Origin of the sequence: Rhodococcus gannanensis, from assembly GCF_042681175.1 — a bacterium.
GTDB classification, from domain to species: Bacteria; Actinomycetota; Actinomycetes; order Mycobacteriales; family Mycobacteriaceae; genus Rhodococcus_G; species Rhodococcus_G gannanensis.
Genome location: NZ_JBHUFB010000012.1, coordinates 401,773 through 416,248 on the forward strand (window position 1 = coordinate 401,773; position 14,476 = coordinate 416,248).

Below are 14,476 nucleotides of genomic sequence, written 5' to 3' on the forward strand. Positions count from 1 at the left end.
AACACCCCGACCCGAGCCGATTCGCGTAGATGATTCCTAGACGGTGAATCCGAGCGCGCGCAATTGCTCGCGGCCGTCCTCCGTGATCTTGTCCGGACCCCACGGCGGCAGCCACACCCAGTTGATCTTCAGCTCGTCGACGAGGCCGCTCTTGACGAGCGCACCACGCGCCTGCTCCTCGATGACGTCCGTCAGCGGGCACGCCGCCGACGTCAGCGTCATGTCCACCGTCGCGACGGTCTCCTCGGTCTCGTCGATCGAGATGCCGTACACGAGGCCGAGATCCACGACGTTGATGCCGAGTTCGGGGTCGACGACGTCACGCATCGCCTCCTCGACGTCGTCGACGAACGCCTGCTGCTCGGGGGTCAGCTCGACCGGGGCCGCCACCGGGCCGGACTCCTCCGTCACCGCGGCGGCGTCGGTCTGTGCGTCGCTCATGATGTAACTCCTCCGGTTCCGGCGGGCACGTCGTCCCCTGCCGTGTCGCCATCGACAATTTGCGCTACCGCGTCCTTGAACGCCATCCATCCGAGCAACGCGCACTTCACGCGCGCCGGATACTTCGCGACGCCCGCGAAGGCGATGCCGTCACCGAGCACGTCCTCGTCACCCTCGACGGTGCCGCGACTGGTGACCATCTCGTTGAACGCGTCGACCACGTCCAGTGCTTCCCGCACCGGCATGCCGGTCACCTGGTCGGTGAGCACCGACGTCGCGGCCTGGCTGATCGAGCAGCCCTGACCGTCGTAGGACACGTCGCCGACCCGCCCATCCGAGGTGAGGTGCACCCGCAGCGTCACCTCGTCTCCGCACGTGGGGTTCACGTGATGCACCTCGGCACCGAACGGCTCCCGCAGCCCGCGGCCGTGCGGATGCTTGTAGTGGTCCAGGATCACTTCCTGGTACATCTGTTCCATCCGCATGTCAGGACGCCCCGTCCGCCGTGGTCTCGACATGATCCAGCGGCTCGTGCGTCCCGAAGAACTCCTGCGCCCGACGGATCGCCGCGGCCAGCGCGTGCACCTCGTCGGCCGTGTTGTACACCGCGAACGACGCGCGCGCCGTTGCCGCCACCCCGAACCGGCGGTGCAGCGGCCACGCGCAGTGGTGACCGACCCGGATCGCGACGCCCTCGTCGTCGAGGATCTGCCCGAGGTCGTGGGCGTGGATCCCGTCGACCACGAAGGACACCGCGCCGCCGCGGTTCTCCGCGGTCACCGGGCCGACGATCCGAACGCCGGGAATTGCGCCCAGCAGTTCCAGGGCCAGTGCCGTCAGCTCGTGCTCGTGCGCCGCGACCGACTCCATGCCGATCGCCTCGAGATAGCGGACCGCGGCACCGAGGCCGACGACCTGCGAGGTCATCGGCACGCCCGCCTCGAAACGCTGCGGCGGAGCCGCGTAGGTGCTGCCCTCCATCGTGACGGTCTCGATCATCGAGCCGCCGGTGATGAACGGCGGCATCGCGGCGAGCAGTTCCCGCTTGCCGTACAGGACACCGACACCGGACGGGCCGAGCATCTTGTGCCCGGAGAACGCGGCGTAGTCGACGTCGAGCGCATGGAAGTCGACGGGCATGTGCGGCACCGACTGGCACGCGTCGAGCACGACGAGCGCACCGACGGCGCGCGCCCGCCGCACCAGCTCCTCGACCGGCGCGACGGCACCCGTCACGTTGGACTGGTGGGTGAACGCGACGACCTTCACCGACTCCGACAGCTCGAGCGAGTCGAGGTCGATCCGGCCGTCGTCCGTAACGCCGTACCAGCGCAGGGTCGCTCCTGTGCGCCGGGCGAGTTCCTGCCACGGCACCAGGTTCGCGTGATGCTCGAGTTCGGTGATCACGATTTCGTCGCCGGGCCCGACGCGCCGCTCGAAGCGGTCGTCACCGAGCACGTAGGTGACCACGTTCAGGGCCTCGGTGGCGTTCTTCGTGAAGGCCAGCTCGTCCGGGGACGCACCGACGAACCGCGCGATCGCGGCCCGCGCGTCCTCGTACGCGTCGGTGGCCTCCTCCGCCAGCTGGTGCGCACCGCGGTGCACGGCCGCGTTGGAGGTGGTGAGGAAGTCGCGTTCGGCGTCGAGCACCTGCACGGGCCGCTGCGACGTGGCTCCCGAGTCGAGGTAGACCAGGGGCTTCCCGTCCCGGACCGTGCGGGCCAGGATCGGGAAGTCCTTGCGGATGCTGGTGACGTCGAGTGCGCGCACCGTGCTGGTCATGGGGTCAGGCTCCCGCCGCTGCAGCCTGAGTGAAGCGCACGTAGCCGTTGGCCTCGAGCTCGTCGGCGAGCTCCGGTCCACCGGACTCGACGACCTGGCCGCCGACGAACACGTGCACGAACTGCGGCTTGATGTAGCGCAGGATGCGGGTGTAGTGCGTGATGAGCAGGACGCCGCCGTGCTCGCGCTCCTGGTACCGGTTCACGCCCTCGGACACGATCCGCAGCGCGTCGACGTCGAGGCCGGAGTCGGTCTCGTCGAGGATCGCGATCTTCGGCTTGAGCAGGCCGAGCTGCAGGATCTCGTGGCGCTTCTTCTCGCCGCCGGAGAAGCCCTCGTTGACGGACCGCTCGCTGAACGCGGGGTCGATCTCGAGCTCGGTCATCGCGCCCTTGACCTCCTTGACCCAGTGCCGCAGCTTCGGGGCCTCACCGCGGACGGCTGTGGCGGCGGTGCGCAGGAAGTTCGACATGGAGACGCCGGGGACCTCGACGGGGTACTGCATCGCGAGGAACAGGCCGGCGCGGGCACGCTCGTCGACGCTCATCTCCAGCACGTCCTCACCGTTCAGCGTGATGCTGCCGGAGGTGATCTCGTACTTGGGGTGGCCGGCGATGGCGTACGACAGGGTGGACTTGCCGGAGCCGTTGGGGCCCATGATGGCGTGCGTCTCGCCGGAGCGGACGGTGAGGTTCACACCCTTGAGGATGTTGATCGGCTCGGCGTTCTCGTCGGTCTGCGCGACCCGGACGTGCAGGTCCCGCACTTCCAGGACAGAGCTCTCACGGACGGAGTTTTCGGGGCTGGTCATTCGAAGAATCCTTTGGAAAGTGGTGTCGCCGGGGCTGATTCGGCGCGGTGAACGGATCAGACGCCGACGGCGGCGAGTTCGACCTCGATGGCGGCTTCGAGACGCTCGCGCACCTCGGGGACGGCGATCTTCTGGATGATCTCGTGGAAGAAGCCACGGACCACCAGGCGGCGGGCCTGGTCCTCCGGGATTCCCCGCGACCGCAGGTAGAACAGCTGCTCGTCGTCGAAGCGGCCGGTCGCGCTGGCATGGCCGGCGCCGACGATCTCGCCGGTCTCGATCTCGAGGTTCGGCACCGAGTCGGCGCGGGCGCCGTCGGTGAGGACCAGGTTGCGGTTCAGCTCGAAGGTGTCGGTGCCCTCGGCGGCAGCGCGGATCAGCACGTCGCCGACCCACACGGTGTGCGCATCCGGCTGGTGCGCGTCGGCACCGGCCTCGCCCTGCAACGCGCCCTTGTAGACGACGTTCGACTTGCAGTGCGGCTCCGAGTGGTCGACGAGCAGGCGATGCTCGAAGAACTGCCCGGCGTCCGCGAAGTACAGGCCGAGGAGCTCGGCGTCGCCGCCGGGGCCCTGGTACTTGACGACAGGTGTGATGCGGACGACGTCGCCACCGAGGGTGACGGCCGTGTAGCGCAGCACCGCGTCGCGACCGACCTTCACGTGATGGGCGGCGGCGTGCACGGCGTCGTCGGCCCAGTCCTGGACGGCGACGACGGTCAGCTTGGCGCTGTCGGCGAGTACGAACTCGACGTTCTCCGCGTAGGTGCCGCTGCCCCGCTCATCGAGGACCACGGTCGCCTTCGCGAACTGCTCGAGGCGGATCTGGATGTGCCCGAACGCGACCTGGTCTGCGCCGGGGCCGGTGACGACGACGTTGATCGCCTCGGCGACCTCACGCTCGGCACCGACGGTGACGACGGTCGCGGTCTCGAAACCCGAGTACGCCTGCGCGGCGACCCGGTCGGCGGGGACGCCGCCCTGACCGAGGCGGGCGTCGTCGCGGCTGACGGTCTCGACGGTGACGCCGTCGTGATCCGACACCTCGACGGTGGCGTTCGCGGTCCGGACGGCGGTGCCGTCGTGCAGGCCGCGGAGTCGGCGCAGCGGGGTGAAGCGCCACACCTCGTCGCGGCCGCCCGGGACCTCGAACGCGTTCACGTCGAACGAAGTGAAGACCTCGCCCTTGTTGGTGGCGGGAGTGCGGGCCTCGGCCGCGACGGCTGTGTTGTCGACGGAGCTCACTTAGCCGACCGCCCCTTCCATCTGCAGTTCGATCAGGCGGTTGAGCTCGAGTGCGTACTCCATCGGCAGCTCCTTGGCGATGGGCTCCACGAAGCCGCGCACCACCATCGCCATGGCCTCGTCCTCGGAGAGGCCGCGGCTCATCAGGTAGAACAACTGGTCCTCGGACACCTTCGACACGGTGGCCTCGTGACCCATCGAGACGTCGTCCTCACGGATGTCGACGTACGGGTAGGTGTCGGACCGGGAGATCTGGTCCACCAGCAGCGCGTCGCACTTCACGGTCGACGCGGATCCGTGCGCACCCTTGTTGACCTGGACCAGGCCACGGTAGGAGGCACGGCCACCGCCGCGGGCGACGGACTTCGACACGATCGTCGACGACGTGTGCGGTGCCAGGTGCAGCATCTTCGCGCCGGTGTCCTGGTGCTGGCCCTCGCCGGCGAACGCGACGGAGAGAACCTCGCCGCGGGCGTGCTCGCCCATCATCCACACGGCCGGGTACTTCATGGTGACCTTGGAGCCGATGTTGCCGTCGATCCACTCCATGGAGCCGCCTGCGTCCACCTTGGTGCGCTTGGTGACCAGGTTGTAGACGTTGTTCGACCAGTTCTGGATCGTGGTGTAGCGGCAGTGGCCGCCCTTCTTCACGATGATCTCGACGACAGCGGAATGCAGCGAGTCGGACTTGTAGATCGGCGCGGTGCAGCCCTCGACGTAGTGCACGGAGGCACCCTCGTCGACGATGATCAGCGTCCGCTCGAACTGACCCATGTTCTCGGTGTTGATCCGGAAGTAGGCCTGCAGCGGGATGTCCACGTGGACGCCCGGCGGGACGTAGATGAACGAGCCGCCCGACCACACCGCGGTGTTCAGCGCGGAGAACTTGTTGTCGCCGGCCGGGATGACGGAACCGAAGTACTCCTTGAAGAGCTCCGGATGCTCCTTCAGGCCCGTGTCGGTGTCGAGGAAGATCACGCCCTGCGACTCGAGATCCTCACGGATCGAGTGGTAGACGACCTCGGACTCGTACTGGGCCGCGACACCGGCGACGAGGCGCTGCTTCTCGGCCTCCGGGATGCCCAGCTTGTCGTAGGTGTTCTTGATGTCCTCGGGCAGGTCCTCCCAGGACTCCGCCTGCTTCTCGCTCGACCGCACGAAGTACTTGATGTTGTCGAAGTCGATGCCCTCGAGGTTGCTGCCCCAGTTCGGCATGGGCTTCTTGTCGAAGGTCTTGAGCGCACGGAGGCGGATGTCGAGCATCCACTCCGGCTCGTTCTTCTTCGCGGAGATGTCCCGCACGACGGCCTCGGACAGCCCTCGCTGGGCGCTGGCGCCCGCCTCGTCCGAGTCGGCCCAACCGTAGCCGTAGTTGCCGAGCGAGGCGATGGTCTCGTCCTGCGTCATGGCGGGCTGGTTGGGTCGCCCGGCTGCCTGGTCCTGGGTGACTGTCATGCGAGCTCCTTCCGGAGGCTTGGAACGTAACTACTTCGAACTCGGCGCGGGCTGTGCACCGGGGAGAACGGTTCTTCGGGGGCTGTCGACTGCGGGGGCGTCACGTGTCTTCCTGATGAGCTGCGGGCGGTGAGATCAGGGGAACGTGCGTCGTGCACGCGCAGTCCCCGTTGGCGATGGTCGCGAGCCGCTGCACGTGGGTTCCGAGTAGTTCGGCGAATGCCTGCGTCTCCGCCTCGCACAACTCCGGGAACTCGGAGGCGACGTGCGCGACGGGGCAGTGATGCTGGCAGATCTGGACGCCGTTGCCGACAGGCCGGGTCGTCGCGGCGAATCCGGCGGTGGTGAACGCGTCGGCGATGGCGTCCGCGGTCTGCTCGACCTCGTCGACGTCGTGGCCCGTGGCCGGGTCGATGTCGGCGACGATGGTCTGCACCCGCCTGCGGGCGAACTCGGTGATGGCCGCTTCGCCGCCGATCTCGCGCAGCTGACGCATCGCGGCGCCCGCGAGGTCGTCGTACGAGTGCCCGAGCCGGGAGCGTCCCGCCGCGGTCAGCTGGAACTGCTTGGCGGGCCGTCCACGCCCCTTCTGCTGCCAGGCCGCGGCCCGCGTCGCCCGGGCCTCACCGGCGTCGATCAGGACGTCGAGGTGGCGCCGCACGCCTGCGGCGCTGAGCCCGAGCTGCGAACCGATCTCGGTGGCCGTGATCGGCCCCTGCTCCAGCAGGAGCTTCACGACGGCGCCGCGCGTGTGGCCCTCGTGCCCGGTCACGGTCGCAACCGAACGCGACGCGGCGTCAGGCGTGTAACCTGCGCTTTCGTCGTACTCGGGGTGCGTGCCGACCGTTTTCACAACACTAGTGTGACGGAATTCGCGACAGCGGTCCAGCAAGGGTGCCCTGAGTAACACCGCTACGCTTCACCCTGTGCCGCAGACCGACGACACACCGGCGAACGGTGACCAGACGACGCTCACCGCTCCCCCGACGCGGACGGCACGCGTCGTTCATCTCGGCCGCCGGGCGCTCGGCCTCGAGCGTGATCACGACGGATTCGCCGTCACCAGCCTGCACGGCGACGAGGCCGAGGCCCCCGGACTCGACGCGAGAGAGACCGCCCAGCTGCGCGGCGTCCGCCGCTTCGGCGCCACCGGCACCTTGCTCATGGCACTCGGCGCGCTCGGCGCCGGTGCGCAGCCGGTGCTGCAGAATCCCGTTCAGGGGCTTCGCCTGCTCGGACTGCCCGCCCGCATGCCGAGCGTGGCCATGACCATCACCCTGACGGGCAGTGTGATGGTGGTCCTGGCGTGGCTGCTCCTCGGCCGTTTCGCGATCGGCAGCTTCCGCTCCGGCTCCCCGGTTCGCCGGCTGACCCGGTCTCAGCTCGACCGAACACTCCTGCTGTGGGTGATTCCGCTCAGCGTCGCGCCACCGATGTTCAGCAAGGACGTCTACTCGTACCTCGCCCAGAGCAAGATCGCCGCGCTCGGACTCGACCCCTATGCGATCGGCCCCAAGATGGCCCTCGGCGTCGACCACGTCCTGACCAGGACGGTGCCCACCATCTGGCGGGACACCCCCGCCCCCTACGGGCCGCTGTTCATCTGGATCGGCAAGGGAATCTCGGCGCTGGCCGGCGACAACATCGTCGCCGGCATCTTCCTGCACCGTATGGTCGCGCTGGCGGGCGTCGCACTCATCGTGTGGGCACTGCCACGGCTGGCCCGCCGGTGCGGGGTCGCACCCGTTGCCGCACTGTGGCTGGGTGCCGCGAACCCGCTCCTGCTCTTCCATCTGGTGGCCGGCATCCACAACGAGGCACTGATGCTCGGACTGATGCTGGCGGGCATCGAGCTCGCGCTGCGGGCGATCGAGGGCAGCGACCCGATCCGTCCGACGTTCCGGGCCGCGGACGGCGGACGCGGGTTTGCACTGCTGCTCGCCGGCTCCGGCCTCATCGCACTGTCCGCGACTGTGAAGATCCCCACACTCCTGGCACTCGGCTTCGTCGGGATGGCGTTGGCCCGGCGCTGGGGCGGCACGGTCAAGGCGATCGCCTCCGCGGCCGCACTGCTGCTGACGGTCACCGGCATCGTGGTGGCGGCCGTGAGCCTTGTGAGCGGTCTCGGTTTCGGCTGGCTCAGCCCCGACACACTCGGTACCGCCAACGAGGTCCGCAGCTGGATGTCGTTGCCGACACTCCTCGGCCTGGGCACCGGGCTCGCCGGCGTCCTGCTCGGACTCGGCGACCACACCACCGCCGTCCTGAGCCTGACCCGACCGATCGCCTCGCTGGTCGCGGCCTTCGTTGCGCTACGAATGCTGATCGCCGTCCTGGTCGGGCGAATCCACCCGGTGGGTGCACTCGGCGTCTCGCTCGGCGTTCTAGTGCTGCTGTTTCCCGTGGTCCAGCCGTGGTACCTGCTGTGGGCCGTGATTCCACTCGCGGCCTGGGCCACCCGCCCGGTGTTCCGCATCCCCGCGATCGCCTTCTCCTCCGTGGTCAGCCTGATCGTGATGCCGAACGGCGGCGAGTACGAACCGTTCATCATCGTGCAGGCCGCGATCGCGACGATTCTCGTGTGCGGCTCGATCATCGCGGTCACCCGCAACACACTGCCCTGGCGAGCCGACAACGGGGCGTCGAACGGAGCCCGATCGGGCGACGCCTACGCTGAGGTCCCGTGAGTTCATCCCTGTCCACTCCCGTGCTGCACCTCGACGGTGTGGTGAAGTCGTTCGACGGCACCCGCGCCGTCGACGGCCTCGACCTGACCCTCGAACGCGGCCAGGTGCTCGCTCTGCTGGGGCCGAACGGCGCAGGGAAGACCACGACCGTCGAGATGTGCGAGGGCTTCCAACGCCCCGACAGCGGGTCCGTCCGGGTCTTCGGCCTCGACCCGGTCACCGCGTCCGGCGAGGTCCGCGCCCGCATCGGCGTGATGCTGCAGGGCGGCGGCGCCTATCCCGGATCCAAGGCCGGCGAGATGCTCGACCTCGTCGCCTCGTACTCCGCGGACCCCCTGGATCCGGAGTGGCTGCTGCGCGAACTGGGCCTCGCCGATGTCACCCGCACCCCGTACCGGCGCCTCTCGGGCGGCCAGCAGCAGCGCCTCGCCCTCGCGTGTGCGCTGGTGGGACGACCCGAACTGGTGTTCCTCGACGAGCCGACCGCCGGACTCGACGCCCAGGCCCGACTGATGGTGTGGGAACTGGTCGACGCCCTGAAGCGCGATGGCGTGTCGGTGCTGCTGACCACCCACCTCATGGACGAGGCCGAGGCCCTCGCCGACCGGCTGGTCATCATCGACCACGGCCGCATCGTCGCCGAGGGCACCCCCAGCGAGCTGACCAGCCACGGCGCCGCGGGCCGACTGCAGTTCACCGCGCCTGCCGGACTCGACCTCTCCGGCCTCGCCGCCGCCCTCCCGGACGGCTACGTGCCCTTCGAGCCGTCGCCCGGCAGCTACGTCGTCGAGGGCGAGATCGATCCGGCCGTGCTCGTGACCGTCACCACCTGGTGCGCCGGACAGGACGTGCTCGCCACCGAGCTCCGTGTCGACCAGCGCCGCCTCGAGGACGTCTTCCTCGACCTCACCGGACGGGAGTTGAGGGGATGAGCCTCTCGCATGCCGATCGCCTCGGCGAGAACCGATTCACGCCGGGGACGTTCGCTCCCCGGCCGGAGGCGTCCCGTCCGCTGACGATGCTCGCCTCGCAGACCCGGATGGAACTGACGCTGCTGCTCCGCAACGGCGAGCAACTGTTGCTGACGATGTTCATCCCGATCACCCTGCTGATCGGTCTGACGTTGCTGCCGTTCGGGGACCTCGGCGACCCCCGGGTGAACCGGGTCGTCCCCGCGGTGATGATGGTCGCGGTCATGTCCACAGCGTTCACCGGCCAGGCCATCGCCGTCGGGTTCGACCGCCGGTACGGCGCGCTGAAGCGGCTCGGTGCCACTCCGCTGCCTCGCTGGGGGATCATCGCTGGCAAGAGCGCGGCCGTGGTCATCGTCGTGGTGCTGCAGATGCTCCTGCTCGGTGCGATCGCCTTCGCCCTCGGGTGGCGTCCCGGAGCCGCGGGCCTCGCGCTCGGCGCGGTGGTCGTCGCACTCGGGACCGTGATGTTCGCGGCTCTCGGCCTGCTGCTCGGCGGCACGCTCAAGGCCGAGATCGTGCTGGCGCTGGCGAACGTGCTGTGGTTCGTCATGGCCGGCGTCGGCTCGGTGGTCTTCGGCGGCGACGCGATCAATCCCGCCCTCCACACCGTCGCGCGACTGATCCCGTCGGGCGCCCTGGCCGAGGGTCTGGACCGGGCACTGTCCGGTTCGGTGGACGTCTTCGCGCTCGCCGTGATGGCCGTGTGGGGTGCGGCGGGCGCCTGGCTCGCGGTGCGGCTGTTCAAGTTCACCTGATCCGGACAGCGCCGAGCCGCCCCAACGACACAGCGGCCGAGCCGCCCCAACGACACGGCGTAGTTGACGGGTCTCTACCATCGTGGACGTGCTGTATCGCGGCTTCGTGAACCTGGTCAATCGTCTACCGATGCCGTCACTGGCAGTCCAGAAGTGGATCGCCGTAGCGGTGATCCTGACCCAGGGCGGAATCGCGGTGACGGGTTCGGTGGTCCGGGTGACCGCGTCGGGGCTCGGCTGCACCACGTGGCCGCAGTGCCATCCCGGCAGCTTCGTCCCGACCGGAACGTCGACCGCGCCCTGGTTCCATCAGGCCGTCGAGTTCGGCAACCGACTGCTGACGTTCCTGGTGGTCGCGACCGCGGCCGCTGCCGTGATCGCCGTGACCCGCGCCGCCCGCCGCCGCGAGGTGCTCGTGTACGCGTGGCTGATGCCGCTGTCGACGGTCGCGCAGGCCGTGATCGGCGGCATCACCGTGCTGACCGGCCTGCTGTGGTGGACCGTCGCCATCCACATGGTGGTGTCGATGGCGATGGTGTGGGTGTCGGTGATCCTGTTCCACAAGATCGACCAGCCCGACGACGGTGTCGACACCGTCGTTCTCCCGAAGCAGCTGCGCTGGCTGACGGCGCTGACCGGTGTCGCACTCGCGGGCACCCTGGTCGCTGGGACGATGGTCACCGGCGCGGGTCCGCACGCGGGCGACAAGTCGCCGGAGCGGACAGTCGAGCGGCTCGATCTCGACATCACGAATCTCGTACACCTGCACGCGGAACTGCTCGTCGCGTACCTGGCCCTGCTCGTCGGTCTCGGTTTCGCGCTGTACGCGGTCGGTGCCCGACAGTCGCTGAAGTTGCGTCTGCAGGTGGTGGTGGCGCTCGTCGTGTCCCAGGCGTGTGTGGGCCTGGTGCAGTTCTGGACCGACGTCCCGGCGACGCTGGTGACGATCCACGTCGCGTTGGCAGGCGCGTGCACGGCCGCCACCGCCGCCCTGTACGCGGCCGGCCGCGTCCGTGAACCCGCACCCTCCGAGCTCTCCCCCACCGACGCCCCCACTCCCTCGGCCGCCTAGCGGTCGGGGCGAGACGACTCGGGCCGGCTCACCGTGAGGTGAGCCGGCCCGAACCGTTCGAGGTACGTGTCAGCCGAGGCCGTTGCGGGCCTTCGGGAAACGCGTCTGGTTGGCGACCCAGCCCGCCATCTTCTTCCAGTGGCCCTCGCGTGGCGTGACGATGCTGGTCACGCTCCGCTCCCAGCCGGAGGTCGAGACACCTTCGACCGCCTCGACGACGGCGTCTGCGGTGGCGATGTCCGCGACCACCTCGTCACCGAGGACACCGTCGGCGCCGACCAGGGTGATGCGAACGCCTGCGTAGCCGACCGGCTGGACGACGGCGGTCGCGGAACCGCCGTGCTCGGCGACGAACTTGCGCACCGCGGCGACGGTCCGCGGAGGTGCGACGACGGTCGGCGCGGCAGCGCCGGAATCCTGGGTGTCCACAGTCATGCCCTCAGGATACGGGAGGACAGGCAACGGTTCCGCCCGCAGTTCCCGGACCAGCCTTCTGACTTCGTCTGGTCGGGCTCTTTCGTGTTGTTCTGCGCAATCGCGTGTCGTAACGATGTCGGTTGCGCGGATGGAAGTCGACGCGAGACAGAAGCATCCACCGTCGAGAGCGTGCTGGTCGGAGTCAGTTCCTGTCGGGTGGAGCCGTTCCTGTCAGTGCGTCGTTGTAGTTTTCCGCTGTCGGATGGTGTTCGGTTTGTCGATGACTCCGGAAGGAGTGGATGTTCTGGTGCCGACCAAACTTGCCAGTAACACATCTTCTCTCGAATGCGCCGACCAGACACCGCCGCCGGACCGCACCGTGGTGCGGGCATTCGTGTACGCCCTCGACCCCACACCCGCCCAGGCTGAGATGCTGCGCTCGCACTGCGGGGCGCAGCGGTACGCCTACAACTGGGCGCTGAGCCACGTGAAGGCGAACCTCGATCAACGGACGGCGGAACAGTCATACGACATACCCGGTTCCGAGGTAACACCGCCGCTGTCGTGGTCGGCGTACAGCCTGCGCAAGCACTGGAACACCGTCAAGAACACTGTCGCCATCAACACCGAAACGGGACTGCCATGGTGGCCGGAGAATTCGAAGGAGGCGTACAGCAGCGGCATCGCGAACTGTAGTGCGGCGTTGTCGAACTGGTCCGATGCCCGCACCGGACGACGCAAAGGTTCCATAGGTTTCCCGAGGTTCAAGGGCCGGCACGCTGGATTGTCGTGCCGGTTCACGACGGGTGCTTTCGGGCTCGTCACCGATGGTGGTGATCGGCGTCATATCCAGCTACCGAGGATCGGGGTCGTAAAGACTGCAGAGTCGACGCGGAAGTTGGCCCGCAAACTCGCAGTCGGTTCCGCTCGAATTCGGTCGGTGACCGTCTCGTACAGGAGTGGTAGATGGCAGGTGTCGTTCTCCGTCAACACCACTATCCCGGCGCGTGCACTCCCGCGAACGGATGCCAGCGCCGTCGACACACAGGCGGGCCCAGGTTCTGTGGTGGACGTCGATCTCGGGGTCACACACCTCGCGGTCCTGTCCACCGGCGAGATGATCGAAAACCCGAAACACACAGGTAAACAGGCGAGGACGTTGCGTCGTTTGCAACGCCGAGCGGCGCGGCGCACCGGGCCGGATCGCCGCACCAACCAGCAACCCTCACTGCGGTGGCTGCGCACCCAGAGCGAGATCCGGCGGGTGCACTCTCGGATCGCGAACTCTCGCCGCGACCACCTTCACAAACTCACCACCCGGCTCGTGAAGGATTTCGACACCGTCGTCATCGAAGACTTGAACGTATCCGGGATGAGCCGGGCTGGTGGCGCATCCAAGAAAGGTTTGAACCGGGCGCTGTATGACGCCGGGTTCGGTGAACTCCGTCGTCAAGTCACGTACAAGGCGGAGCGGGCCGGTACCGGTCTGGTGGTGGCGGATCGGTGGTTTCCATCGAGTAAGACCTGCTCGAACTGTTCGGTGGTGAAAGCCAAACTGCCGTTGAACGTTCGGGTGTTCACCTGCGATGGCTGCGGCTTCCGTGGCGATCGAGATTTCAATGCTGCCCGCAACCTCGCTGCACTCGCAACGAGGTCCGCGTGTGGTGCGTCTTCGGCGAGTTGCGGACGAGACGGTAAAGATGCCCGACGGAAACCAACCATAAGACCCGCCTTTCGGCGGGCTGACGGTATTGCCGCGGGAACGCCACTTGGTGGTGAAGGTGGCCGAAGTAATTCGGTCAATCATGTCGGGTGTACCGAACAACACTCAGCGTGAACGGCAGAATCGGACTCATGCGCGCAATCACCGTGACCGAATTCGGCGGACCCGACGTCCTGACACTCACCGACACCCCGGACCCCGTGCCGGGCGGGACCGACGTCCTGGTCCGCACCGAAGCCATCGGCGTCAACTTCATCGACACGTACTTCCGCACCGGCGCCTATGCCGTCGACCTGCCGTACATCGCCGGTTCCGAGGGCAGCGGCGTCGTCGAGGCCGTCGGCTCGCAGGTGACCGACGTGAAGGTCGGCGACCGGGTCGCGTGGTCGGATGCGGCCGCAAGCTACGCCGAGCTCGTCGTGGTGCCCGCGGCACGGGCCGTTCCCGTGCCGGACGGCGTCCCGGCCGCGCAGGCGGCGTCGGCGCTGTTGCAGGGCATGACGGCGCACTACCTGCTGAACTCGGTCTACCCCGCCCGGCCCGGAGAGACGGTGCTCGTCCATGCCGGTGCGGGCGGGGTCGGCCTCATCCTGACTCAGCTGGCCGCCGCGAAGGGCGTCCGGGTGATCACGACGGTGTCGACCGACGAGAAGGAGGCACTGTCCCGGGAGGCGGGCGCAGCGGAGGTGCTGCGGTACGGCGACGACCTCGCCGAGCGGGTGCGCGCGCTGACCGGCGGCGAGGGCGTGGCTGCGGTGTACGACGGCGTCGGCGCGGACACCTTCGAGGCGAGCCTGGCGTCGCTGCGGATCCGTGGCACCCTCGCGCTGTTCGGTGCCGCTTCCGGACCTGTTCCACCGTTCGACCCGCAGCGCCTGAACAAGGCGGGTTCGCTGGTTCTCACCCGCCCCACGCTGGCGCACTTCATCCGGGACCGTGAGGAGCTCCTGTGGCGCTCGGGCGACGTCTTCTCGGCGATCGCCGACGGAACCCTGACGATCCGGGTGGGCGCGAGCTACCCGCTCGCCGAGGCCCCGCAGGCGCATCGCGACCTGCAGGGCCGCAGGACGACGGGATCGATCGTCCTGGTGCCGTGACGACGGAGCGGACCGGGC

Annotated in this window: 14 protein-coding genes; 6 read left to right on the forward strand and 8 right to left on the reverse strand. The window is 68.5% G+C overall.

The window, feature by feature from the left end:
• Positions 1-36 precede the first annotated feature (36 nt).
• The 7 genes from ACFSJG_RS16595 to ACFSJG_RS16625 form a co-directional block, all read right to left on the reverse strand.
• Positions 37-441: a metal-sulfur cluster assembly factor gene (locus ACFSJG_RS16595; protein ID WP_378486323.1), complete on the reverse strand. Its 405-nt coding sequence runs from the start codon at positions 439-441 to the stop codon at positions 37-39.
• A complete protein-coding gene (sufU, locus tag ACFSJG_RS16600; RefSeq protein ID WP_378486324.1) occupies positions 438-926 on the reverse strand; it encodes a Fe-S cluster assembly sulfur transfer protein SufU in 489 nt (162 codons plus the stop codon). Before sufU ends, ACFSJG_RS16595 begins: the two co-directional genes overlap by 4 nt.
• A gap of 1 nt (position 927) precedes the next feature.
• Positions 928-2,223: a cysteine desulfurase gene (locus ACFSJG_RS16605; protein ID WP_378486325.1), complete on the reverse strand. Its 1,296-nt coding sequence runs from the start codon at positions 2,221-2,223 to the stop codon at positions 928-930.
• 4 nt (positions 2,224-2,227) lie between these two features.
• Complete coding sequence (gene sufC, locus ACFSJG_RS16610) at positions 2,228-3,034, reverse strand: Fe-S cluster assembly ATPase SufC (RefSeq protein ID WP_378486326.1); 807 nt, start codon at positions 3,032-3,034, stop codon at positions 2,228-2,230.
• 56 nt (positions 3,035-3,090) lie between these two features.
• Positions 3,091-4,278: a Fe-S cluster assembly protein SufD gene (sufD, locus tag ACFSJG_RS16615; RefSeq protein ID WP_378486327.1), complete on the reverse strand. Its 1,188-nt coding sequence runs from the start codon at positions 4,276-4,278 to the stop codon at positions 3,091-3,093.
• Positions 4,279-5,685 (reverse strand): Fe-S cluster assembly protein SufB, encoded by a 1,407-nt coding sequence (gene sufB, locus ACFSJG_RS16620; protein ID WP_417716649.1) that lies wholly within the window; start codon positions 5,683-5,685, stop codon positions 4,279-4,281.
• Between the two features lie 148 nt (positions 5,686-5,833).
• Entirely contained in the window at positions 5,834-6,505 is a 672-nt protein-coding gene (locus ACFSJG_RS16625; protein ID WP_378486329.1) for a helix-turn-helix transcriptional regulator, read from the reverse strand.
• Positions 6,506-6,659: 154 nt separating this feature from the next.
• Here ACFSJG_RS16625 and mptB point away from each other — a divergent pair, with 154 nt between their 5' ends.
• From mptB to ACFSJG_RS16645, 4 genes are all read left to right on the forward strand, one after another.
• Positions 6,660-8,420 (forward strand): polyprenol phosphomannose-dependent alpha 1,6 mannosyltransferase MptB, encoded by a 1,761-nt coding sequence (gene mptB / locus ACFSJG_RS16630; protein WP_378486330.1) that lies wholly within the window; start codon positions 6,660-6,662, stop codon positions 8,418-8,420.
• Positions 8,417-9,352, forward strand: coding sequence for an ABC transporter ATP-binding protein (locus tag ACFSJG_RS16635; protein ID WP_378486331.1), 936 nt, complete (start codon positions 8,417-8,419; stop codon positions 9,350-9,352). The genes mptB and ACFSJG_RS16635 overlap by 4 nt, the downstream gene beginning before the upstream one ends.
• Entirely contained in the window at positions 9,349-10,149 is an 801-nt protein-coding gene (locus ACFSJG_RS16640) for an ABC transporter permease (protein ID WP_378486332.1), read from the forward strand. The genes ACFSJG_RS16635 and ACFSJG_RS16640 overlap by 4 nt, the downstream gene beginning before the upstream one ends.
• Positions 10,150-10,237: 88 nt before the next feature.
• The gene (locus ACFSJG_RS16645) at positions 10,238-11,221 is read left to right on the forward strand and encodes a COX15/CtaA family protein (protein WP_378486333.1); all 984 of its coding nucleotides are present in this window, start codon (positions 10,238-10,240) and stop codon (positions 11,219-11,221) included.
• A gap of 69 nt (positions 11,222-11,290) precedes the next feature.
• Here the strand turns inward: ACFSJG_RS16645 and ACFSJG_RS16650 are convergent, their stop codons facing one another.
• Positions 11,291-11,656, reverse strand: a complete 366-nt coding sequence (locus ACFSJG_RS16650; RefSeq protein ID WP_378486334.1) for a hypothetical protein — start codon at positions 11,654-11,656, stop codon at positions 11,291-11,293.
• Positions 11,657-11,918: 262 nt separating this feature from the next.
• Here ACFSJG_RS16650 and tnpB point away from each other — a divergent pair, with 262 nt between their 5' ends.
• Positions 11,919-13,475, forward strand: coding sequence for an IS607 family element RNA-guided endonuclease TnpB (gene tnpB / locus ACFSJG_RS16655; protein WP_378486335.1), 1,557 nt, complete (start codon positions 11,919-11,921; stop codon positions 13,473-13,475).
• Between the two features lie 17 nt (positions 13,476-13,492).
• Entirely contained in the window at positions 13,493-14,458 is a 966-nt protein-coding gene (locus ACFSJG_RS16660; RefSeq protein WP_378486336.1) for a quinone oxidoreductase family protein, read from the forward strand.
• Positions 14,459-14,476 lie beyond the last annotated feature (18 nt).

Coding starts and splice junctions, on each gene's coding strand:
- ACFSJG_RS16650 (WP_378486334.1), bottom strand. CDS start 11,656: ATGACTGTGGACACCCAGGATTCCGGCGCTGCCGCGCCGACCGTCGTC.
- ACFSJG_RS16605 (WP_378486325.1), bottom strand. CDS start 2,223: ATGACCAGCACGGTGCGCGCACTCGACGTCACCAGCATCCGCAAGGAC.
- ACFSJG_RS16595 (WP_378486323.1), bottom strand. CDS start 441: ATGAGCGACGCACAGACCGACGCCGCCGCGGTGACGGAGGAGTCCGGC.
- ACFSJG_RS16640 (WP_378486332.1), top strand. CDS start 9,349: ATGAGCCTCTCGCATGCCGATCGCCTCGGCGAGAACCGATTCACGCCG.
- sufB (WP_417716649.1), bottom strand. CDS start 5,685: ATGACGCAGGACGAGACCATCGCCTCGCTCGGCAACTACGGCTACGGT.
- sufC (WP_378486326.1), bottom strand. CDS start 3,034: ATGACCAGCCCCGAAAACTCCGTCCGTGAGAGCTCTGTCCTGGAAGTG.
- ACFSJG_RS16660 (WP_378486336.1), top strand. CDS start 13,493: ATGCGCGCAATCACCGTGACCGAATTCGGCGGACCCGACGTCCTGACA.
- tnpB (WP_378486335.1), top strand. CDS start 11,919: ATGACTCCGGAAGGAGTGGATGTTCTGGTGCCGACCAAACTTGCCAGT.
- sufU (WP_378486324.1), bottom strand. CDS start 926: ATGCGGATGGAACAGATGTACCAGGAAGTGATCCTGGACCACTACAAG.